This is a genomic window from Aquitalea aquatilis, assembly GCF_005155025.1.
Lineage (GTDB): Bacteria > Pseudomonadota > Gammaproteobacteria > Burkholderiales > Chromobacteriaceae > Aquitalea > Aquitalea aquatilis.
In genome coordinates, this window is record NZ_CP039731.1 from 1,022,981 (window position 1) to 1,043,312 (window position 20,332).

The window sequence follows — 20,332 nt, forward strand, 5'->3', positions numbered from 1 at the left end:
ATAAAAGGAATAACCGCCATGCTGTTGCATATTCCCGAGGTGCTGACACCAGAAGAACTGGCACATGGCCGTATGCTGCTGGCCCAGGCCGACTGGGCTGATGGCCGCATCACCGCTGGCAGCCAGTCGGCGCAGGTCAAACGCAATCTGCAACTGCCACAGCATCTGGAGATCGCCCGCGAGCTGCAAGCCATGGTGGAAGCAGCACTCAAACGCAATACGCTGTTCTTCTCTGCCGCGCTGCCCAAGACGGTGTTTCCACCGCTGTTCAACTGCTATCAGGGCGGCATGGATTTTGGCAATCACGTGGACAATGCCGTACGCAGCCATCCGTTTGACCAAAGCTGGGTCCGTACCGATGTGTCCTGCACGCTGTTTTTCAGCAACCCGGACGAATACGACGGCGGCGAACTGGTGGTGGAAGACACCTATGGTCTGCATAGTGTCAAACTGCCCGCCGGCGACATGGTGCTCTACCCCTCCACCAGCCTGCACCGCGTGGAGCCGGTTAGCCGTGGTGCGCGCATTGCCTCGTTTTTCTGGACGCAAAGCATGATCCGTGACGATGCCAAACGCGGCCTGCTGTTCGACATGGACATGGCCATTTCACGCTTGCGTCAGCAACACGGCGACACCGCTGAACTGGTTACGCTAACGGCCAACTATCACAACCTGTTGCGGATGTGGGCTGACTTATAGTCTCCCGGTGGTATTTCTTGCCTCAACATTAAAAAAACTGATTCCTGTCATGAAATTTTCTGGCACAAGTAAGTAAAGTTCCTAGTAGAACGACTTAATCGACATATGCCAGCAAGGCATAAGCCAGGCGGAAACCCTTCATGACGCAGCTGAACAGAAGCCACGCAAGCAAAGAAGTACAGCTGGAAGCCGATGAACTGATTGTCACCAAGACCGACAGCACCGGCCACATTACCTACGCCAATCGCGTGTTCATGCAATTGGCTGAATATCCGGAAAGCGAGCTGCTGGGTAAACCGCACAATCTCATCCGCCACCCGGACATGCCGCGCGGCGTGTACCGGCTGATGTGGAAAACGCTGCAGGCTGGGCGTGAATTTTTTGGCGTCGTCAAAAACTACACCGCCAGTGGTAATTACTACTGGGTGCTGGCCAACGTCACTCCGGACTACGACAGCAAAAACAAGCTGGAGGGTTACTTTTCGGTACGCCGCCCACCGGGCCGTCGTGCGGTGGAAACCGTCATCCCCATCTATGCCAGGATGTGCCAGCTGGAAAGCACGCTCAACAAGGCCACCGCTCCGGATGCCTCCATGGAGTGGCTGCTGGCCGAACTGGACAAGCAGGGCCACAGCTATGAAAGCTTTGTCCTATCGCTGCTCGACACCCACCTCACCACCGGGAAAACCGCATAATGGCCCGCCGCTCGTCTTCCCCTTTTCTGCGCACTCGCCTCGGCTTCTGGTTGATCGGCTTCAACATCCTCACCATCTGCACCGTGCTGGCTTCGCTGCTGCTGCCGGATAGCTGGCGGCTGGCGGTGGAAGTGTTTCTGGTGGTGACTTCCCTGCTGCTGTCCACCATGATCTGGCTGGGCAGCGGCCGTATCTTCGCCGTCCTCAATACCCTGCACGAACAACTGGGCTATGCCTGCGACGGCGAACTGCACCACCGCGCCTCGCGCACCCGCGACATGGGCGAAGTGGGACTGGTGGCCTGGGAGCTGAATGACTTTCTCGATCTGGTGGAAACCTACTTCAAGGAAATCAACACCAGCTTTCGCCGGGTCAGCGACAACGACTATAGCCGCCGCCCGCTCAGCCAGGGCCTGCCCGGCATGTTTGCCGAATCGCTGCGCAATGTGGACAGCGCCATTCAGGCCATGGCCGACAATGACGGCTATATCCGCAAGAATCGCCTGTCCTCCCAGCTGGCAGCGCTAAACAACCCGCATCTGCGCCAGAACCTGGCCAGCAACCAGAGCGACCTGACCCAGATCAGCACCGCCATGGACCAGGTCTCCAGCATTACCCGCGACACGGCCAGCGCCTCACGCGAGAGCCTGGACAGTGCCGTGCTGCTATCCGGCCACATGGACACGATTGCCGGCAGCGTGGTGAGCATGAACGAGGCCAGCAGCGCGCTGGCCCAGGAGTGGACCGGCATCGAGTCGTCGCTGGCCGCCATTTCCGCCATTGCCGACCAGACCAATCTGCTGGCGTTGAACGCAGCCATCGAAGCGGCTCGTGCCGGCGAAATGGGCCGCGGCTTTGCCGTGGTGGCCGACGAAGTACGCAAACTGGCCGAGCGCAGCAAGGATACCGCGCACCGGGTGCAATCGGTGCTGGGCAGCCTGTCCAGCCGCATTGGCGACATGCAAAGCCGTGCTGGCGAAGCCGGCTCGGTGGCCGCCGAGGTGAAGTCATCGGTCGAATCCTTCCGCAATCGCTTCAGCACCCTGGCCGAACAATCCGATACCGTGCTGGGCCAAGTACAGAAAGTGCGCGACATGTCGCAGGTTTCACTACAAAAGGTGGGCCATGTCATGCACAAGCAGATGGTCTATCACGCCATCGAAGAAGGCACAGATATTCCCCACGGCAGCGATCTGGCGCCATGGCGTCAGGCCGAAGGCCATAACAGCTTTGGCGACACCCGCGCCTTCAGCCAGCTGGCAGCCTCCGACCAGCGGGTTGCCAGCAGCATCGAACAGGCCATTGCCACGGCCACCAACAAGGCATTGCTCGACGAAGATGTCATCTTGCACCACATGCAAGCCCTGGAAACCGATAGCGCACAGGTATTGCAACTGCTGGACCGCATGGTGGAAGAAAAGCACCCACAGTAAACCCAAGCCAGAACGACCTCACGCAACAAGCAACAGCCCGCTCCATGCGGGCTGTTTGCATGCTGAAGCTAACGCCCCTACCCAGCCTTCCACGCCGGGCGGCCGCGGTGGACAACGTGGACGGATACCATCCCCCACAGCCAGTCTTCCCCTGCCGCAGCGGATTGCGCAGCCTTCACCTGGCACCCACACCACCTGCCCTTACCCTGACGCTTGCAGTCAGGCTGAACCCCATCAGCACACCTCTGGCATTACATGCCAACACGTAGTTCACTTGCACTCTCTCATCCCACTCGCACCACACTCGCAGCCTCTCCTGCCATCTCGTCGGTGCCTTCGACCTGCATGGATGCTCTTCTCATGCTTTTCTTACGCTATCTGCAGCCGAAACCACGGCAGCAGCGATTGCTGCTGGCCGAACACCAGTTCAATCCTTCCTGATTTACTGTTATTCCGCACCGACGGCCCTGGCCGCTTACCTTCCTCAGAAATAATCGATTAATACGTAAATAAAACATGTATTTCATTATTTAAATTACAAAATAACTCTCGCTTATTTTTTAGGCAGAAAATTTAACTGCAAATCACCTTGCAAAATGCTGCAAGCTGGCCAGAAAACCTAGCAGCTAAGCGCTAAAAATTCGGCACCGCAGATCGCTGCCGCCAGCCTGAGTGGACAAGCCCAGAACAAGGCAAAAGCGGTAGCGGTTTACGGCCTGGGCACATGTCCGCCGACGCAACAAGGCATCCACAAGTCATGCGAAATCTGAGCTGAACGCGTCATGGCACGCACGGCTGCAGACGAACAGACGAGGCGCAAGAAATTGATGCCGGGAGACAGAGACAGAGACAGAGACAGAGACAGAGACAGAGACAGAGACAGAGACAGAGACAGAGACAGAGACAGAGACAGAGACAGAGACAGAGACAGAGACAGAGACAGAGACAGAGACAGAGACAGAGACAGAGACAGAGACAGAGACAGAGACAGAGACAGAGATGTTAGCCCGGCGGACAAGCGACTAGTTGGGATAGCTTGGGCTGGGCTGGGCTGGGCTGGGCTGGGCTGGGCTGGGCTGGGCTGGGCTGGGCTGGGCTGGGCTGGGCTGGGCTGGGCTGGGCTGGGCTGGGCTGGGCTGGGCTGGGCTGGGCTGGGCTGGGCTGGGCTGGGCTGGGCTGGGCTGGGCTGGGCTGGGCTGGGCTGGGCTGGGCTGGCAGGATTTTCGCACCGGCCAGCTGAAGTTAAACAAACGATTTACACAATATTTCATTATGCTAGGTAATTGCCACAATGCCCGTCATGGCAAATGCATGCAAGACTGCAAGATGTAAGCAGAGCCTGCCTCGCAGGCCCACCCCCTTGATGACAGGGCAGAACGGCAATGCAACATCTTTTTGGTGCACTACTGGGTGGCGTTACCGCCACCTTTGCACAGCGACTGCTGAGCGGCTCGAGCCGACTGGTGATTGATGTCAGTTCCAGCGAAGAATTCAGCGCCGAGCACATCCCCGGTGCCCGCTCTTTGCCACTGGAGCAGCTGGAACAACAGGCCAGCAGCACGATTCCCGATCCGGCCACGCCACTGGCGCTGTACTGTCGTACCGGCGAGCGGGCCAAGCTGGCCGCTGCCCGCCTGCGCAGCCTGGGTTACACCCATATCGAAAGCATCGGCGGCATGCGCGAAGCCATGCAGAAGCTGCACCAGCTGCTGTAAACCACCGCCCGGGCCGGTTCAGCCCTTCGGTGCAAAGCCGAAACTGGCCAGTTCCCCGGCGCTCAGATAGCGCCACTGCCCCTCGTCCAGCTCTCCCAGACTTAACTCGCCAACCGTCAGCCGGTGCAGATCCATCACCCGATTGCCGGCAGCCGCCACCATGCGTTTCACCTGATGATACTTACCCTGGGTAATGGTCATGCGGATGGTGATTTCATCGACCGCCTCTACCTGGTCGGCAGCGATTTTCTCGTTGTCGTCCTTGAGGAAAACCCCTGCCAGCAAGTGCTTCACCAGCTCGGGCTGTACCGGATGCTTCAGGGTGACCTCGTAGCATTTGGGTATATGGCGCTTGGGCGAACTGAGCGCATGCACAAACTGACCGTCATTGGTCAGCAGCAGCAAGCCGGTGGTATCGACATCCAGCCGGCCGACCGCCGAAATGTCCAGATTGCCAAACTGCCATGGCAGCAGGGTATACACGCTGGGATGGTGCATGGGCTTGTGCGAGGTTTCATAGCCATCCGGCTTGTGCAGCATCACGTAGATGGGGCCGGATTGCAGCTGCCATGGCTCGCCGTCCACCACCAGTTCGTCGATATCATCCAGGCTGCACACCTGACGGTAATCCTCGGCCACCTCGCCATTGATTTCCACCAGGCCGTATTCCACCAGCTTGCGGCATTCCTTGCGGCTGCCAAAGCCTTGTTGTTGCAAGAGTCTGTAGAGTTCCATGGGCGGAATGTTAGCACGCCACCCGGAGAGCGGCATCGTAGCCAGCCGTCACCAGGCCTTGCCGCCAACTTGTCGCAATGATTGCTCCGGCCTGGTGTACGACCACAATAGCGCACCAGGCTGGAACTGACGGGAAGTACAAAAAGGGAAGCTCAGGACAGGACATTCTGCCTATTGCTTGCCAGCCGCACCTGATCGCGCCCCAGCGCCTTGGCCTGGTACAGCGCGGCATCGGCCGCGTGGATCAGGCTTTCCGGGTCCTCGCCATGCAGCGGACACACCGACAGGCCAATGGACAGGGTAATGTGCAGCCGGTGCTCCAGCGCCTGGATGGGCAGCTGTCGGACCGCCTCGCACAGCTGTTCGGCCTTGTGGTTGGCGGCATCCAGCGCAATGCCCGGCATCAGGATACAGAACTCCTCGCCACCATAGCGGCAGACGATGTCGCCACAACGGAAACGGTCACGCAGAAAGGCTCCCAGCGTGGCCAGCACGGCATCACCACACTGGTGGCCATAATTGTCATTGATGCGCTTGAAGTGGTCCGCGTCCACCATCATGACGGCCACCGTGCCATCCAGGGCCAGCATGTGTGCCAGCAGGCGTGGCAGGATTTCATCCAGATAGCGGCGGTTGAACAGGCCGGTGAGCGGGTCGCGCCGGACTTGTTCGCGCAGGCCAACCTGCAATGACTCGATCTCTGCCACATGCTGGCGTAGGGCGTCGTTGGCAGCATGCAGGCTGCGCTCCAGCCGTTTGCGTTCGCTGATGTCATTGATGCCACTGATGACATACAGCTCCTGATCGCTATGCACTACCGCACAGGATACCAGCGCCCAGAACTGCCGCCCTTCGGCATCATGCAGCTGGACTTCATGATCACGCACCGCCCCCTGGCTGCGCAGCAGGGCTGAAATACTTTCGCGCTCGGCCGGATCGACATAAAAATCCTGCACCCGCCGCTGCTGCGCATCCAGCCGGCATTTGAACAGGCTTTCCGCCTGGGCATTGGCGTAGATCAGGCCACCACCGTTCAGATTGTTCATGGCCAGCGGAAAAGGTGAAGCATCGGCCATCAGCTTGAGACGGGCCTCGCTTTCCGCCAGCTGACGGGTGCGCTCCACCACTTTGCCTTCCAGGGTCTGGTTGGCACGGCGCAACCAGTCTTCGGTAAAGCGCCGCTCGGCCACCAGCGCGCCAAACACCAGCAAGGCCAGTGACTGCACCAGCAGCAGCATCAGGGCGGCGGCCATGCCGCTGAGGCCGGGGTCCTGATAGGCCGCACCGTTATGCAGTAGCACACCAGCGAATGCCAGCAGCACGATGCCGCTGTGCAGCCAGTAAGCCAGTGCCAGTCGGCAGCGGAAGGCCACCCACATCAGGGCAATGAAGAACAGCGGCCACAGGCTGGCCGCCACGCCATGGCGATAATCGGCCACGATGAATTCCACCACTGCCAGCAGCAGGCTTACCCATAGCAGCAGCATGCTCTCCAGCCAGCGGGCTGGATTACGGCTATAGCGGGCCGGTTCGGCCTGCAGCAGGAACAGCGCAGAAGGGGTGAGTACCAGAATGCCACAGAGCTCGCCCAGTCCACGGGCCAGCAGGCAGTGCCAGCGCTGGATTCCTGCTGGCAGGATGCCAGCGTCCAGGAAAAAGCCACTCCATGCGGCAGAGAGCAAGGCATTGCCCAGTACTCCGCACCACAGAAACAGCAACACGCGTGACAGTCGGTAGAATGGCAGGGCCTGTTGCCGGCGCAACAGGGAGGCGGCCAATAATGGTGCGCCCGCCTGCCCCAGACCGATGGCGAGAGCCGCAGGCCAGGCATAGTGCAATACCAGCGCATTACTGGCGACCATGCCCAGCAACAGGCCACCGGTGGTGCGCCAACCCCAGCGCATGGCGATGGCCAGCGCCAGCCCGGCTGGCAGCCACAGCGGCAAGGCCAGTACGTCAAAATCCACCGAGCGCGGCAACTGCATGGATAGCAGCGCCGACAGCCACAGCGCCGCCGCGCTGGCCAAGGTCCCACCAGCACTGGCCAGCCATGGCTTCACTGTTTTGCCTGATGTGCTCACCGCGACTCCCCATAGGGCCGTGACCAGACAAAACAGGATTCGTCATTTGTGTCGCGGCATGGGCAGCAAGAATAGCTAAGCATTTGGGATAAATCCACGGATTCATCCATTTGCGCTAGCGGCGTGTGGTACTGATCGAACAAACAGGACAGAGCGCCGGCCGACACCAGCCATCTGCAGCACTCAGGCGCGGCTGATCAGGGGGTTGGGCAGGGTCCAGTAGGGCTCACGCTTATGCAGCCCGTCCAGCAGACTGTTCAGCTCCTGTTGCATGCTGATGCGCATCTGCGCCACCAGGGCGGCGGCGCTGTTATCAGATTGTTCGCGCAGCCAGCGGCTGATCTCGATGGGTTCCACCACCCGCATGTACAGGGCGCGTGGGCCGGCCGGACGGGGGAAAAAGGCGTTCAGGGTATCGCGCAGACGTCCCTTGCAATAATCGTTGCGCACCCGCTTGATGCATTCCGCCACTTGCTCCTGCGCCAGCAAGGGCTGGCTGTAGGCGGCAGGTGCCAGCCGCTGCAAACGCTCCCAGGCCGCCAGCAGTGGCTTCATGCCCTGGCGCTGGCTCTCGTCGCGGCTTTCGCGCAGCACCCGGCTCCAGCGACGCCCCTCGCTCAGACCAGCATGTTCGGTACCGGCCAGCAGATCAAGGCGGGCGGCCAGTTGCTGCTGCAAGCGCAGCTGACGTTCGAAATAGGCCTGTTCATGGCGCAGGGGCAGGCTGATGTCACACTGGGCAGCTTCGCGCTCCAGCACACCGCTCAGCAGCTGGAACAGCTGTTGCGGCAAGTCGGCATCCGCACTGACATCCAGCCGCAGCCGGGCGGCTGTCCACAACAGTTCGCGGCGGATGGCGCGGGTTTCATCATGTAAAAAGCGTAACTTCCACACCACCGGCACGATATGAACCGGCGGCAGGCGTTCCAGCCCCATGGCTTGCAAGCGGGCATGCGCGCTGAGTGCCAGTTCGGCAATTCCCGGAAACAGCGGAGCCAGCCAGTCGGCATGCCAGCCGACCGCGCCCTCCGGGTGCAGCAGCACGCCATGGCCTTGCAAAGCCCAATCCACCGAATGCTGCTTCGCCGCCTGGCTGGCTGCACCGGGAATCTGGGCAATCAGGTTGTTGCGCAGCCAGAAGCGCTGCATGGCCGCCCCCATGCCGTTCACCACGGTATGCGTGGCCCAGCTGGCCAGTTGCGGCGCATACCGTGCCGACAGCTCCTTGTCTATCATCCAGTCGGTAAAGAATTCGGGATGGTTGGGCCCGATAAAGCTGACATTGCGCGGACTGAGCGCCTGCCGCAAGCGCGCCTCGTGCTCGGGTGGCACATGCCACTCGCGGATGTCCGCCACGCCGGAAAAGCCGGGCAGCCGCCCCAGCACGGGCAAGTCGCGCAGCAGCGGCACGCCATGCAGATTGAGCCAGCGGTTCACCGGCACCAGAAACTGCATCAATGCGGCATCGGGCCGGGGGGTGACAAAGGTGTGCAGGCGCGACATGACAGTAGCTCACAACAGAAATAAAACCTTGTTTAACGTGTAAGCCCGCCCAAGTCAAGATGGCGATGTCATAGTCACACCTGCCTGCCGCCCTCAATGACGGCCGTAGAAGGCGGTGAAACTGGTTTTGCCCAGACTGTTGGCATTGAGCATATAGCCCACCAGCGCCGGCATGGCATCAGCCGGCAGGTCCAGCTTGTCCACCTTCAGTGCATGCACGGTAAAGACATAACGATGCGGCTTGTCGCCCAGCGGCGGGCAAGCACCGCCAAAGCCGGGCTGGCCATAATCGGTCTTGCTCTGCACGCTGCCGGCCGGCAAATGCAGGCCATCGGCACTGCCGGCCCCCGTAGGCAGCAAGCGGGTCGCCGCCGGCAGGTTGAATACCAGCCAGTGCCACCAGCCGCTGCCGGTTGGGGCATCCGGATCATATACAGTCAGGGCAAAGCTGCGGGTACCGGCTGGTACATCGCTCCAGCTGAGCGCAGGCGAGGTATTACCTCCGCTACAGCCAAAGCTGTTGAATTCCTGCGCCCGCGACAGCGTGCCGCCGGCTTTTACCTCGCTACTGCCCAGTTGAAACGCGTGTGCTGTGCTGCACAGCAGACCAAAAACAAGAGTCGGCAACAAATGACGCATGGTGTTACTCCACGAAGAATGAGGGATGCACGGCGGCGGGGATGGCCGCATTGCCTGTATCATTCTAGGCAGGCCCGCCGGCCGCAGCGCGCCGCAGCCGCTCAGTGCATCGCCTTTGCCGCTCAAGCAGCTCAATCTTCTTCGGGCAGTTCGCGGGTGGCACGCAAAGCACTGGGCGTCAGGCCAAAACGGCGTCGGAACGCCGCCGCAAAGCGCGATGGCGACTGATAACCACTGGCCAGCGCGACTTCCAGCAATGACTGCCGCCCGGTCATCACCAGCCCCAGCCCATGCGCCAAGCGCGCCTCGGTCAGCAAGGCAGAAAAGGTCGTGGATGCAGCCGCCAGCCGCCGCCGCAGCGTGGCCTCGCTCATGGCCAGCCCTTGCGCCACCACGGCCGGCGTCCAGTCATGGGCCGGATCGAAAGCAAACAATGACTGCAATTGCTGGCGGGCATCCTCGGTTGGCAGCAGTAGCAGGCTGCGGCCCTGCCCCTGCTGCAACAAGGCCAGCATCAGCCCCTGCCAGCCATGCTCGGCCCAGGCCTGCGCCATGGGGCCATCCGCGTTTTCCAGGGTATTCACCAGCTGCTGCAAAGCCTGGCGGCTGCTGGCGCTGGGGGTGAACACCGGGCTACCCGGCGCTGCCTGCAGCAGCAAGTGGCCATGCAGGGCATGAAAGCGCTGCAGCCATTGCCGGTCCTGGGTCAGCGCCAGGGCCAGATAGTGGCCGCTGTCGGCATCCGGCTGGTTGACCAGCTCCAGCTCCTGTCCGGCAGGCAGCAGCAACCACTCTCCGGCGCGGCAGATCAGCTCGCCGCTACGCGTATGAATGATCTTGCAGCCTTCCAGCACGGCAATCAGCTGTGACTGCCAGATCGGCACGCGGGCGATTCTTTGCTGCCGGCGCGAATGGTAAGTGGCCAGCGTACCAGCCAATGCAGAGGATGAGGGCATGTTGGCATTGCAGCGCGAAACCGTGTGGCCGGCAAGCCTTGTCCGCGACACACCGGAAAATCGCCGACCACCACCGGCAAAATCAATAAACGCTATCTTGCTGATTAAGTTGGCTATTGTTTATATGATATACATCATAAAAAAATCGGCCGGTGAGCAGCGGGAGCCAGCATGCGTTACGACAAACAACATAAAACCGCCATCCGCCAGCGCATCCTGGACATGGCCAGCCTGCGCTTTCGCTCGGAAGGCATTGCGGCGGTTGGCATTGCCAACCTGATGGCCGACCTTGGGCTGACCCACGGTGGCTTTTACTGGCACTTCAAGGACAAGGAAGATCTGGTCGCCCAGGTTTGCCAGCAGGCCATGCAGCAAATGGCACAGCAGTGGCAGCAGCAAGGCCAGCAGGCCGATGCGGGGCAGCAATGTCAGGCGGTGGCCGAGGACTACCTGAGCATTTCGCATCGGGATTTTCCGGATACCGGTTGCGTCGCGGCCGCACTGGCCGGCGAACTAAGCCGGCGTGGCAGCCAGGCGCGTCAGGCGTTTACCAGCGGGCTGGAGCAACAGCTGGCCACACTGGCCGAGGCCGCACAGCAGGACGCAGCCAGTGGCGGCAGCCCACTCAAACCGACGGTGCAATTGAGCCTGATGGTCGGTGCCCTGCTGTTGTCGCGTGCCGTCACCGACCCGGCACTATCCGCCCAACTGCTACAGGATGCGGCCGCGCTGATTGCTGGCCAGACCGCACCCGCCTGCTGAAGCCAGAACAGGTGGCCGTCAGGGCTGGCTGCGCTGGCAGGCCAGCCGCGTCTCCCGCACCATACGGTCGAATTCGCCGCTGCTTTGCAAGGCCTGCAAGCCGCGATTGAAGCGCGCGATCAGCTCGGCGCCTTGCGGATGCCGACGCCAGATCACCACATGCAAGGGAGCGGACCAGAATGCCGGGCTACTGGCCAGCTGTCCGGCCTGCAAGGGGGAAAAGTTGCGCGCCAGCAAAAACTGGCCAACATCTTCTTCGATGGGAAACAGATCGATGCGCCGTGCCAGCAACTTGCGGAAATTGCTCAGATCATCGGCCGCGCCGTCGGTATGCAACACACCCTGCTGCACCAGGCGGTCGAATTCTGCGGAATAGAAATTGCCGATGGTAATGCCGATACGCAGCCCGGCCAGATCAGCCAGTTGCGCCCAGCGCCGCTGCTCGGACTTGCGCTGGAAAAAAACCATGCGCGCCGACATCACCGACTGGCTGTACAGCAAATCCTGCAAGCGCTCTGGGCTGGGAGCCCAGCCCAGGCTGCCGTCCGCCGTGCCATTACGCGCCGATTGCAAGCTACGGTTATTGGGCAGGAAGCGGTAGGTCACCGTGACGTCGGCGCGGGCAAATGCCGCTGTCACCACACGGGACAGGATGCCGTTATCGGGAAGATGATTACCCAGATAGGGGGGCCACTCGTCGGACGCCAACACAATGGACAGCCGGCTGCCTCCCGGCAGCGGGCCGTGCGCGGCCAGTGCAGCCAGCGCCCACCCCAGCAACATGACGCCCAGGGCAACATGCCGGGCGCTGCCGGCATGACCTGCAAGCCATTGTTTCATGACCTGCTCCGTAACTCGAATCGTTAGCCACTGACGTGCAGACGCCAGACTTCCCCGCGACGGTCACTGCCTGACAGTGTCGTCATTCATTGACGATCGCGGCAGTGACTCGGTTCACTTCAGCATACGGGCCGCCAGCGGCGACAGCAAGCGCGGCGATCGACCGCCACCGCACCGCCTGGGCTACATCGACTTAGCGCTTGTTGGGCGACAGCAAGGCCGACACCGGGCGTGCCGGCTGGCTGCGACGCTGCTGCGGGGCATTGCCCGGCTTGGCCGTGGCGGCCTGACGGGCCGGCTGCGGCTGGCCACCCTGGCTACGCGGCTCGGCGGCCTTGCTGCGCGGCGTGCTGCCGGCCGGACGATGGCCATGACCGGTAGGCTTGCTCTGCTGTTCGTGGCGCGACTTGCCAGCTGCCTGGCCCTGACGTGCACCCTGCCCCTGACGACCGCCACCACCCTGACCACGACCACGGCCAGCGCTGTTGCCACCCATGGGAATGGGTTCCGGCTTCACGTTCAGGTCCGCCTCGAAACCCGGAATGGTGAAGCGGGCGATGGATTGCTTGGTCAGCTTTTCGATTTCGCGCAGGAAGCTGAATTCGTCGACACACACCAGGGAAATGGCTTCACCCGGGCTGCCGGCACGGCCGGTACGGCCAATGCGGTGTACATAGTCTTCCGGCACATTCGGCAATTCGAAATTGACCACATGCGGCAGCTGGTCGATATCCAGGCCACGGGCGGCGATATCGGTAGCCACCAGCACCTGCAGCTTGGAAGTCTTGAAATCGGCCAGGGCGCGGGTACGGGCATTCTGGCTCTTGTTGCCATGAATGGCCGCCGACGGAATGCCGATCTTGTCCAGCTTTTCGGCCAGACGGTTGGCACCGTGCTTGGTACGGGTGAACACCAGCACCTGATACCAGTTGTGGTCGCGGATCAGCTTGATCAACAGATCGGTTTTCTTGTCGCGGTCCACCAGGTGGACGCGCTGGTCGACCAGCTCGTTGGTGGTATTGCGGCGGGCCACTTCCACCAGCTTGGGCTGGTTGAGCAGCTTGTCGGCCAGGGTCTTGATTTCGTCGGAGAAGGTCGCCGAGAACAGCAGATTCTGGCGCTTGGCCGGCAGCAGTGCCAGCACCTTGCGGATATCGTGGATGAAGCCCATGTCCAGCATGCGGTCGGCTTCGTCCAGTACCAGGATTTCCACGGCGGACAGATCCAGCGTGCGCTGGCTGACATGGTCAAGCAGGCGGCCAGGCGTGGCCACCAGGATGTCTACCGGCTTTTTCAGGGCGGAAATCTGCGGGTTGATGCCAACACCGCCGAACATCACCATGGATTTGAGCGGCAGATGCTTGCCGTACTCACGGACCGATTCTTCTACCTGGGCTGCCAGTTCGCGGGTGGGGGTCAGCACCAGGGCGCGCGGCTTGCCGGGCTGGCGCGAGGGCGCATCCATCAGCAATTGCAGCAGCGGCAGGGTAAAGCCGGCGGTCTTGCCGGTACCGGTCTGTGCGGCAGCCAGCAGATCGCCACCTTGCAGCACCTGGGGAATGGCTTGTGCCTGAATCGGCGTGGGAATGGTGTAACCGGTATCGGCCACGGCACGCAACAAAGCTTGCGCCAGACCAAGGTCAGCAAAGGTAATTTCGGACATACTGCACTCCTGCGACTGCCTGATCGCAGTAAGCGACACCAATCTAGGCTGACGATAAACGGTTGAAATAAATGCGGAACGCCTCGGGATGAGGCTTGCATTGCGCGCCGATTGGCAAGACGCGGAAGTCGGCGAGTTTACAGACAATTGCCCGGGCAGGGAAATCATCCTGCGTATTGGTGCAGCGTAACATCGCGCCACATGGCACAATAAAGCATGCTCAAAATCCCCCCAGTACCATTCGCAGTCCTTTTGCTACTGCTCGTATCCGGCCAGGCCCATGCCCTGAACGGCGCGCACTCGCTTGGTACCGGGCCGGACAAAAACGGTGGCCGTGGCGGCCTGCGCCAGCCCGTACCGCCGGCATTGCCTCCCACGCCTACGATGCAGGCCACCGAGTTCGACTGCAACAAGCCGGCCAATGCCATGGAAACCATGCTGTGCCAGGATGAAGGGCTGATCCGGCTGGGTAACCGTCTGGACAAGGTCTTTACCCAGGCCATGGACAAAGCCAGGCAAAACAGCGCCGGCGCACCCAGCCAGAACAAGCTGGAGCAAGAGCAACGGCGCTGGGCGCACAATCTCAAGGAATGCATGAAGAACGATAATCCCCATATGTGTCTGGGGGATACCTATATTCTGCGCATTACCGAATTGCAGGCCGGCTGGGAGCTGGCACCCTCGCTGACCCCGCTGCACTACCTGTGCGGTGGCGGTGGCAATAACGATGTACTGGCCACGTTTTACCGCACCAAGCCGGCCACGGCGCGGCTGGTACGCGGCAAAAGCCAGGTCATCCTGCATCAGCAGGAGCTGGTCACCGGCGGTGCCCGCTATGCCGGCCAGAATGTCGAATTCACCATCCGGGGCAAGGAAGCCAGCATCAACTGGAAAGGCGAAAGCCTGCTGTGCATCAGCCAGCCAGAGCAATAGCGCCTGCCTCGCCCCTCCCGGTTTGTTCCAGACTCCTGCCGCCGCCTGTGCAGCGGCCTTCAACCCAACATTGCGGAAACATCACCATGGCGCTTACAGCCACCATTTATAAAGCCGGCCTGTCGATTTCCGACATGGACCGCGGCTACTATGCCAGCCACAACCTGACCCTGGCCCAACACCCGTCGGAAACCGTGGAACGCCTGATGGTGCGCCTGGTAGCCTTTGTGCTGAACGCCAGTGAAACCCTGAGCTTTACCCGAGGCCTCAGCTCTGATGACGAAGCCGAACTGTGGCAGAAGAATTACAGCGACGAAATCGAACTGTGGATAGAGCTGGGCGAACCGGATGAAAAGCGCCTGAAAAAAGCCTGCAGCCGGGCCGACCAGGTGGTGCTGTACAGCTATGGTGGCCGTTCCAGCGAAGTATGGTGGCCGCAAATCGAAAACAAGCTGGTGAAGCTGGACAAACTCAGCGTCTACCGCATCAGCACCGCTACCCTGGCCGAACTGGCCAGCCTGTGCCAGCGCGGCATGCAGCTGACCGCCACCGTACAGGACGGCCAACTATGGCTGGCCGACGAAAGCCGCAGCGTGCTGGTAGAAGTCGAGCCGCTGAAAGTGCCGCATTAACAATATGTTTACGATCTGTGCGACGCGGGTAGCCCGGCGTTCGCCAGATCGAGACAGGCTCCAAGCCCCTCTAACAAAACCCCTACTCCGGCGTTGCACCTGCTGGCGGTATGACTTCTGCTAGCGTCGGCGTCGGCAGACCTTGAGCCGGACCGCTACGAGGTTTTATCAGCCGTGCACAGGCCGAGGCATGACAGCCGCCAGCTGACGGGCGGCTTCGTCGCCCTGCTCCAGTGCGGCAATCACCCCCTGCCGGTCTTGCGGCAGCCGGTTCTGGCTGAGCTTGGCCTTGATATCCCAGCGCTGCACCCGCAGCCGAAAGCCGACAATGCCGCGCTGCATGGCGGCCATGGCCTGTGCCGATAGCGCGCTGCTGTTCCAGCCGGCCTCGCCTTCAAACTGCAGTGCCAGCTGCTGCAACAAGGCCGACAGCGCCCCGCCCTCCACCGGCTCTGCCCGGCCATGGGCATGCGCCACCCGGTAGTTCCAGGTTGGCACCATGCCGTCCGATACATACCAGCGCGGCGAGACATAGCCATGGGCACCACTAAACACCGCCACACTATCCTGCCCGAACAGCACCCCGGCATGGCCGTTGGCTCGCGCCAGATGACCAAGCAGGCAGTCTGGCTCGGTTGGGTCGGGCAGCAACACCAGATGGCTGAGCCAGGGTTCGCCATCCGCCTGGGTAATCAGCGTGGCCAGCGGATTGTCGGCCATTACCTGGCGCGCATAGTCGGCTTCGGCACGAAATGCCGCAGGACAGTACAAGCTCATGGTTGCTCTCCTGCCGCGGCGGGAAAGGCGTAGTCACGCAGCACCTGGGCAATCTGCACCCGGTAGCCGGCATACCAGCGCTCGCGTCCCAATTGCTGCGCCAGCAGATGATCGGCGTTGGCTTTCCAGGCGCTGATACTGTCCAGATCCGGCCAGTAGGACAACGCCACCTCCTGCCCGCCTTCATTGACCGCGACAAATTCCAGGCAGCCAAAGCGGCTCAGCGCCAGTTCGCGCAATTGTGCCGCCACCCGGCTGTATTCCTCGTCCAGCTGGCGGGCCGTAGCCCGGAAAATCACCACGTACATATTGTGTCTCCTTAGCGCGGCTAACAAAATAGCATCGCGTCCCTGACGCCAGGCGCGCCGACGCACACAGTACAAGGGTACGACGCAGCAGCAGGGGTTTTGTTAGCTGCTCTTATTGCCGCATGGCGATGGCCAGGCGGTTCAGTGCATTCATGCTGGCGATGGCCATGGTCAGGTCGCAGATTTCCTGCGCGGAAAAATGCTGCAACAAGGGCTGATACACCGCATCGGCCGCCTGGCTGGCCGCAATATCGGTCAGCGACTCGGCCCAGGCCAGCGCGGCCTGCTCTGCTGCCGAAAAATGCGGGCTCAGCCGCCAGCCGGCCAGCGTGTCCAGCCGGGCATGGCTTTCCCCGCCGCTGCGCAATGCCCGGGCATGCATATCCAGACAAAAGGCGCAGCCATTGAGCTGCGACACACGCAAGTACACCAGCTCCACCAGATTACGCCCCAAGGGGCTGTCCTCCAGCAGTTTCTTGATGGCACGCAAATGCTGCAAGGCGGGGCCGGACAATTCGGCATAAGGCTGACGCAGGCTGGACATGGCGGTTTCTCCTGAGGGCAAGCCTGCATTATCGGCCTGACAATGGCTCTGTTACAGGTCCACTTTTATCATCAAGTAGGGAACCACTAGCCCGCCAGGCTGGCCAGTGCACGCCACAGCAGCAGCAGGCCCATACCCAGCAATAGCACGCCACAGACGATATCGATGCCATGTCGCCCGGCCTCTCCCAGTCGGCCCAGCAAGCGACCGGCACCGAAAGCCAACACACACCACCACAGCGCCGAGCCGGCAAACACGCCAGAAACCATCAGCAAGGCCTCAGCCGCCCCCGGCGCGGCATGGCCGGACAGGCTGGCGAACACGGCCAGAAAGGACAAGATGGTCATGGGGTTGCTTAGGGTCAGCAGCAGCGCCGATGCCCAGGCGCTGCACCAGCCATGGGCACTTGCCGCCCGCGCAGCCTCGCTTGCCGCATGCCGCCGCAACATGCCCAGCCCCATCCATAACAACAGCAGGCTGCCAGCCACAGCCAGCGGCAGGGCCAGCGTAGTCAGCCGCTGAATCAGCGCACTCAGACCCAGCGCCCCCAGCGTGGCATACAGCGCATCGGCCGTCGCCGCGCCCAGCCCGGTGGCCAGCCCCACCCACGGCCCCTGCCGCACACTGCGCTCGATACAGAGCAGGCCAATGGGGCCAACCGGGGCGGCAATCGCCAGGCCCAACAGCAAGGCTTGGGCAAACAAGGTCAACAGATGCATGAGCAGGCTCCTGATTTAGAACCGACAGTGTGCGCGGCCTGCGGGCTGGCTTACATGAGTTTTTTCAGGCAAACCCAACCATATAACTGATAAATTAAAGCCAGAATGCAGTTCGACCATAAAGGAGCGGACATGGAGATCGACAGCAAAGCTTGGAAAATTCTGGAATGCCTGCAGCAGGATGCCCGCTTGTCACTGACCGAGCTGGCCCGTGCGGTGGAAATGTCAGTACCGGCGGTGTCGGAACGGGTAAAACGGCTGGAAGAAGCCGGCGTGATCCAGGGCTACCACGCCCGACTGTCGCCCGCCAAGGCTGGTTACACCTTGTCGGCCATGGTGGGCATTACCGTGGCGCAGCCCTACAAGAAAAAGCTGCTGCAATTGCTGGAGGACATGCCTGAGGTACTGGAATGCCACCACGTCACCGGGGCCGATTCCTATCTGTTCCGCCTGCTGGCGCGTGATGTCGGCCATCTGGAAGCCCTGGTGGCGCGGGTGAATCATCTGGGCGAAACCCGGACATCCATCATCCTGTCCACCCCGATTACTGCGCGCCCCTTACGTGCACCACGTTAATTGCCATGCAAAGCGAACCTTAACGTCATCTGCTTGTCGTAAAATCCGGTATTCCTAGCCCCTAGCCAAGCCCATGACCTCGCTGACCTTGCGTGTTGCCACCTTTGACGATGCCGGACTGATTGCCCGGCTGCATACCGAAAGCTGGCAGCACAGCTACCGCACCATCCTGTCCGACGACTATCTCGACCACGTCGCCCCGACCGAGCGCCACACCATGTGGACCCGTCGCTTCCATTACGACAATCATCTGTGGGTGCTGCTGGCCCTGTGGGAAGGCGAGCCGGTGGGCTTTGTCTGCCTGCTGCCGGATGGCGAGACCCAGCGCGGCCTGCTGCTGGACAATCTGCACGTGCTGCCCGGCCAGCAAGGCCGTGGCGTGGGCCGCAGCCTGCTACGGGCCGCAGCAGCCCAGGCCGACACCCTGCAGCCGGGCCGACCGATGCACCTGTGGGTATACGAGGCCAATAGCGAGGCGCGGCGTTTTTACAGCCGCATGGGCGGGGAAATGGTAGACCGCGAAAACGTGCTGGCCCCGGATGGACGCAAGGCCATTGCCCTGTGCTATCGCTGGCAGCAACCAGCGCAACTGGCCGCCGTCCAAGCATAAACCGCAGGCGTGGTGCGGCAGCGCAGCGCCGGCTTTGCTAAACTGGCGGCATGTCTGCCCTCAAATACCTGCTGCACTACCCACCCAGCCTGCTCGCCCAGGTCCAGGCCCGTCTGGACGACGGCAGCCTGGGCGACTGGCTGGCCAGCCGCTATCCCGACAGCCATGCAGTGCAGAGCGATAACGCGCTGTACCAGTATGTCAGCGAGCTGAAACAGCGCTATCTAAAAAATGCCCCGGCCCCCACCAAGGTGCTGTACGACAATCGCCAACACCCGGTCAAAGGGACGCTGGGCACCAATACCCAGATCTCGCGGGTGCAGGGCAGCAAGCTCAAGGCCAAACACGAAATCCGCATTGCCACGCTGTTCCGCGACGCGCCCGAGCCCTTCCTGCGCATGATCGTCGTGCACGAGCTTTCGCATCTGCGCGAGAAAAACCACGACAAGGCCTTCTATCAGCTGTGCTGCCACATGGAACCGGCTTACCACCAGCTGGAGTTTGATACCCGGCTATGGCTGACCCTGCGCGAGCTGGAGCCAGCCCCCAGCCCGGCAACGCGCTAACGGCGCTCGAGGAAAGCGGCGATCTGCTGGTAAGTCTGGGCGCACTCGGCCGCCACCAGCTGCTCCATATTGAGGAAGGCATGCACCAGATCATCAAAATGCAGATGCTGGTGCGGCACGCCAGCTGCCTGCAATTTATCCAGGTAGCACAGCGCCTCGTCACGCAGCGGATCAAAACCCGCTGACACCACCAGGGTGGCCGGTAGCCGCTCGGTCATCGCCATATGCAAGGGCGACGCCGCCAGCCGGTCTTCACCATGCTGGAAATAATTGTCGAAATACCAGGCAATGCGATCGCTGTTGAGGAAATAGCCTTCGCCATTCTCGCTAATCGACGGCAGGCTCATGCTGTAGTCCAGGCTGGGATAGATCAGCACCTGGGCGGCAATCTGCAAGGCAGTATCGTGCTGCGAGCGCGCACTCACCGTGGCCGCCAGCGCCGCACCGGCAGAGTCACCCATCAGCGACAGGCTGGGAAGAAACGGCAGCTGGCGCGCACTCAGCGCGGCAAACACGCCGCGGGCGGCGGCATAAGCATCATGCAGTGCTGCCGGATAAGGGTTTTCCGGAGCCAGCCGGTATTCCGGCACCACCACGATATGGCCGGTGGCTGCAGCCAGCCGGCGGCTGATGGGGTCGTATACGCTGACACTGCCGGCGGTATGGCCGCCACCATGCAGAAACAGCAGCACCGGCCGCGCCTCGCTCGGTGCCGGATGATAAATCCGCACCGGCACGCTGTAATCGCGGCCATGGATGATTTCGTCATTGACCCAGGCAATGTCCGGCCCGGCACTGACCAGGCTGCGGGTGACATTGGCCAGCGCCTCGCGGGCGCCGATGGCGGTGGGCTTGTAGCCGCTATCCCGCAGGCGGCGGATGAGCTGGTTGAGCTGGGACAACCAGTCGGTCAGCTTGGGGCTGACTGCATGCATTTTTACTTCTC

The 20,332-nt window shown here is 61.6% G+C and carries 23 protein-coding genes; 11 read left to right on the forward strand and 12 right to left on the reverse strand.

Translation table 11 applies throughout. The features are described 5' to 3' along the window. Positions 1-18 precede the first annotated feature (18 nt). The 5 genes from FAZ30_RS04605 (at position 19) to FAZ30_RS04630 (ending at position 4,542) form a co-directional block, all read left to right on the forward strand. On the forward strand, positions 19-699 hold the full coding sequence (locus FAZ30_RS04605) for a Fe2+-dependent dioxygenase (RefSeq protein ID WP_124641571.1): 681 nt from the start codon (positions 19-21) through the stop codon (positions 697-699). Between the two features lie 140 nt (positions 700-839). Further along, positions 840-1,394: a PAS domain-containing protein gene (locus FAZ30_RS04610; protein ID WP_124641573.1), complete on the forward strand. Its 555-nt coding sequence runs from the start codon at positions 840-842 to the stop codon at positions 1,392-1,394. Beyond that, positions 1,394-2,827, forward strand: a complete 1,434-nt coding sequence (locus FAZ30_RS20875; protein WP_137008894.1) for a methyl-accepting chemotaxis protein — start codon at positions 1,394-1,396, stop codon at positions 2,825-2,827. The genes FAZ30_RS04610 and FAZ30_RS20875 overlap by 1 nt, the downstream gene beginning before the upstream one ends. Before the next feature lie 1,036 nt (positions 2,828-3,863). After that, positions 3,864-4,067: a hypothetical protein gene (locus FAZ30_RS20565; RefSeq protein WP_205676647.1), complete on the forward strand. Its 204-nt coding sequence runs from the start codon at positions 3,864-3,866 to the stop codon at positions 4,065-4,067. A 142-nt stretch (positions 4,068-4,209) separates the two neighbouring features. Further along, positions 4,210-4,542, forward strand: a complete 333-nt coding sequence (locus tag FAZ30_RS04630; protein WP_124641577.1) for a rhodanese-like domain-containing protein — start codon at positions 4,210-4,212, stop codon at positions 4,540-4,542. A gap of 18 nt (positions 4,543-4,560) precedes the next feature. Here FAZ30_RS04630 and FAZ30_RS04635 read toward each other — a convergent pair whose 3' ends face one another. The 5 genes from FAZ30_RS04635 to FAZ30_RS04655 form a co-directional block, all read right to left on the reverse strand. After that, complete coding sequence (locus FAZ30_RS04635) at positions 4,561-5,277, reverse strand: pseudouridine synthase (protein WP_124641579.1); 717 nt, start codon at positions 5,275-5,277, stop codon at positions 4,561-4,563. 152 nt (positions 5,278-5,429) lie between these two features. Then, positions 5,430-7,337 (reverse strand): sensor domain-containing diguanylate cyclase, encoded by a 1,908-nt coding sequence (locus FAZ30_RS04640; protein ID WP_137008896.1) that lies wholly within the window; start codon positions 7,335-7,337, stop codon positions 5,430-5,432. 204 nt (positions 7,338-7,541) lie between these two features. Beyond that, the gene (locus tag FAZ30_RS04645; RefSeq protein ID WP_137008898.1) at positions 7,542-8,861 is read right to left on the reverse strand and encodes a hypothetical protein; all 1,320 of its coding nucleotides are present in this window, start codon (positions 8,859-8,861) and stop codon (positions 7,542-7,544) included. A 93-nt stretch (positions 8,862-8,954) separates the two neighbouring features. Then, complete coding sequence (locus FAZ30_RS04650) at positions 8,955-9,500, reverse strand: YbhB/YbcL family Raf kinase inhibitor-like protein (RefSeq protein ID WP_137008900.1); 546 nt, start codon at positions 9,498-9,500, stop codon at positions 8,955-8,957. Positions 9,501-9,631: 131 nt separating this feature from the next. Further along, the gene (locus tag FAZ30_RS04655; RefSeq protein ID WP_137008902.1) at positions 9,632-10,456 is read right to left on the reverse strand and encodes a helix-turn-helix domain-containing protein; all 825 of its coding nucleotides are present in this window, start codon (positions 10,454-10,456) and stop codon (positions 9,632-9,634) included. A gap of 171 nt (positions 10,457-10,627) precedes the next feature. Here FAZ30_RS04655 and FAZ30_RS04660 point away from each other — a divergent pair, with 171 nt between their 5' ends. After that, positions 10,628-11,218 (forward strand): TetR/AcrR family transcriptional regulator, encoded by a 591-nt coding sequence (locus FAZ30_RS04660; RefSeq protein WP_124641590.1) that lies wholly within the window; start codon positions 10,628-10,630, stop codon positions 11,216-11,218. A gap of 18 nt (positions 11,219-11,236) precedes the next feature. Here FAZ30_RS04660 and FAZ30_RS04665 read toward each other — a convergent pair whose 3' ends face one another. Continuing rightward, positions 11,237-12,058: a substrate-binding periplasmic protein gene (locus FAZ30_RS04665; protein ID WP_199730948.1), complete on the reverse strand. Its 822-nt coding sequence runs from the start codon at positions 12,056-12,058 to the stop codon at positions 11,237-11,239. Between the two features lie 193 nt (positions 12,059-12,251). Further along, positions 12,252-13,721 (reverse strand): DEAD/DEAH box helicase, encoded by a 1,470-nt coding sequence (locus FAZ30_RS04670; RefSeq protein WP_137008904.1) that lies wholly within the window; start codon positions 13,719-13,721, stop codon positions 12,252-12,254. Positions 13,722-13,973: 252 nt separating this feature from the next. Here FAZ30_RS04670 and FAZ30_RS04675 point away from each other — a divergent pair, with 252 nt between their 5' ends. Both FAZ30_RS04675 and FAZ30_RS04680 read left to right on the forward strand, forming a co-directional pair. Further along, a complete protein-coding gene (locus FAZ30_RS04675; protein ID WP_158613540.1) occupies positions 13,974-14,654 on the forward strand; it encodes an MliC family protein in 681 nt (226 codons plus the stop codon). Positions 14,655-14,740: 86 nt separating this feature from the next. Continuing rightward, on the forward strand, positions 14,741-15,286 hold the full coding sequence (locus FAZ30_RS04680; RefSeq protein ID WP_124641596.1) for a YaeQ family protein: 546 nt from the start codon (positions 14,741-14,743) through the stop codon (positions 15,284-15,286). Between the two features lie 168 nt (positions 15,287-15,454). Here FAZ30_RS04680 and FAZ30_RS04685 read toward each other — a convergent pair whose 3' ends face one another. The 4 genes from FAZ30_RS04685 to FAZ30_RS04700 form a co-directional block, all read right to left on the reverse strand. After that, the gene (locus FAZ30_RS04685; protein WP_137008906.1) at positions 15,455-16,063 is read right to left on the reverse strand and encodes an FMN-binding negative transcriptional regulator; all 609 of its coding nucleotides are present in this window, start codon (positions 16,061-16,063) and stop codon (positions 15,455-15,457) included. After that, complete coding sequence (locus tag FAZ30_RS04690; protein WP_137008908.1) at positions 16,060-16,371, reverse strand: antibiotic biosynthesis monooxygenase family protein; 312 nt, start codon at positions 16,369-16,371, stop codon at positions 16,060-16,062. The genes FAZ30_RS04685 and FAZ30_RS04690 overlap by 4 nt, the downstream gene beginning before the upstream one ends. Before the next feature lie 112 nt (positions 16,372-16,483). Then, positions 16,484-16,915 (reverse strand): carboxymuconolactone decarboxylase family protein, encoded by a 432-nt coding sequence (locus FAZ30_RS04695; protein ID WP_137008910.1) that lies wholly within the window; start codon positions 16,913-16,915, stop codon positions 16,484-16,486. A gap of 86 nt (positions 16,916-17,001) precedes the next feature. Then, a complete protein-coding gene (locus FAZ30_RS04700; RefSeq protein WP_246043406.1) occupies positions 17,002-17,634 on the reverse strand; it encodes a LysE family translocator in 633 nt (210 codons plus the stop codon). 132 nt (positions 17,635-17,766) lie between these two features. Here FAZ30_RS04700 and FAZ30_RS04705 point away from each other — a divergent pair, with 132 nt between their 5' ends. The 3 genes from FAZ30_RS04705 (at position 17,767) to FAZ30_RS04715 (ending at position 19,386) form a co-directional block, all read left to right on the forward strand. Then, positions 17,767-18,210: an Lrp/AsnC family transcriptional regulator gene (locus FAZ30_RS04705; RefSeq protein WP_137008912.1), complete on the forward strand. Its 444-nt coding sequence runs from the start codon at positions 17,767-17,769 to the stop codon at positions 18,208-18,210. 73 nt (positions 18,211-18,283) lie between these two features. Beyond that, the gene (locus tag FAZ30_RS04710) at positions 18,284-18,820 is read left to right on the forward strand and encodes a GNAT family N-acetyltransferase (RefSeq protein ID WP_124641606.1); all 537 of its coding nucleotides are present in this window, start codon (positions 18,284-18,286) and stop codon (positions 18,818-18,820) included. Between the two features lie 50 nt (positions 18,821-18,870). Next, complete coding sequence (locus tag FAZ30_RS04715; RefSeq protein ID WP_124641609.1) at positions 18,871-19,386, forward strand: M48 family metallopeptidase; 516 nt, start codon at positions 18,871-18,873, stop codon at positions 19,384-19,386. Here FAZ30_RS04715 and FAZ30_RS04720 read toward each other — a convergent pair. Continuing rightward, positions 19,383-20,321 (reverse strand): alpha/beta hydrolase, encoded by a 939-nt coding sequence (locus FAZ30_RS04720; RefSeq protein WP_137008914.1) that lies wholly within the window; start codon positions 20,319-20,321, stop codon positions 19,383-19,385. The two genes, FAZ30_RS04715 and FAZ30_RS04720, sit on opposite strands and share 4 nt — an antisense overlap. Between the last annotated feature and the right edge of the window lie 11 nt (positions 20,322-20,332).

Bases quoted from the DNA above. Each gene is read 5' to 3' on its own strand.
- FAZ30_RS04660 (WP_124641590.1), top strand. From the start codon at position 10,628: ATGCGTTACGACAAACAACATAAAACCGCCATCCGCCAGCGCATCCTG.
- FAZ30_RS04720 (WP_137008914.1), bottom strand. From the start codon at position 20,321: ATGCATGCAGTCAGCCCCAAGCTGACCGACTGGTTGTCCCAGCTCAAC.
- FAZ30_RS20875 (WP_137008894.1), top strand. From the start codon at position 1,394: ATGGCCCGCCGCTCGTCTTCCCCTTTTCTGCGCACTCGCCTCGGCTTC.
- FAZ30_RS04655 (WP_137008902.1), bottom strand. From the start codon at position 10,456: ATGCCCTCATCCTCTGCATTGGCTGGTACGCTGGCCACTTACCATTCG.
- FAZ30_RS04650 (WP_137008900.1), bottom strand. From the start codon at position 9,500: ATGCGTCATTTGTTGCCGACTCTTGTTTTTGGTCTGCTGTGCAGCACA.
- FAZ30_RS04705 (WP_137008912.1), top strand. From the start codon at position 17,767: ATGGAGATCGACAGCAAAGCTTGGAAAATTCTGGAATGCCTGCAGCAG.
- FAZ30_RS04670 (WP_137008904.1), bottom strand. From the start codon at position 13,721: ATGTCCGAAATTACCTTTGCTGACCTTGGTCTGGCGCAAGCTTTGTTG.
- FAZ30_RS04665 (WP_199730948.1), bottom strand. From the start codon at position 12,058: ATGAAACAATGGCTTGCAGGTCATGCCGGCAGCGCCCGGCATGTTGCC.
- FAZ30_RS04635 (WP_124641579.1), bottom strand. From the start codon at position 5,277: ATGGAACTCTACAGACTCTTGCAACAACAAGGCTTTGGCAGCCGCAAG.
- FAZ30_RS04700 (WP_246043406.1), bottom strand. From the start codon at position 17,634: ATGCATCTGTTGACCTTGTTTGCCCAAGCCTTGCTGTTGGGCCTGGCG.
- FAZ30_RS04605 (WP_124641571.1), top strand. From the start codon at position 19: ATGCTGTTGCATATTCCCGAGGTGCTGACACCAGAAGAACTGGCACAT.
- FAZ30_RS04645 (WP_137008898.1), bottom strand. From the start codon at position 8,861: ATGTCGCGCCTGCACACCTTTGTCACCCCCCGGCCCGATGCCGCATTG.
- FAZ30_RS04715 (WP_124641609.1), top strand. From the start codon at position 18,871: ATGTCTGCCCTCAAATACCTGCTGCACTACCCACCCAGCCTGCTCGCC.
- FAZ30_RS04690 (WP_137008908.1), bottom strand. From the start codon at position 16,371: ATGTACGTGGTGATTTTCCGGGCTACGGCCCGCCAGCTGGACGAGGAA.
- FAZ30_RS04695 (WP_137008910.1), bottom strand. From the start codon at position 16,915: ATGTCCAGCCTGCGTCAGCCTTATGCCGAATTGTCCGGCCCCGCCTTG.
- FAZ30_RS04610 (WP_124641573.1), top strand. From the start codon at position 840: ATGACGCAGCTGAACAGAAGCCACGCAAGCAAAGAAGTACAGCTGGAA.
- FAZ30_RS04630 (WP_124641577.1), top strand. From the start codon at position 4,210: ATGCAACATCTTTTTGGTGCACTACTGGGTGGCGTTACCGCCACCTTT.
- FAZ30_RS04710 (WP_124641606.1), top strand. From the start codon at position 18,284: ATGACCTCGCTGACCTTGCGTGTTGCCACCTTTGACGATGCCGGACTG.
- FAZ30_RS04680 (WP_124641596.1), top strand. From the start codon at position 14,741: ATGGCGCTTACAGCCACCATTTATAAAGCCGGCCTGTCGATTTCCGAC.
- FAZ30_RS04685 (WP_137008906.1), bottom strand. From the start codon at position 16,063: ATGAGCTTGTACTGTCCTGCGGCATTTCGTGCCGAAGCCGACTATGCG.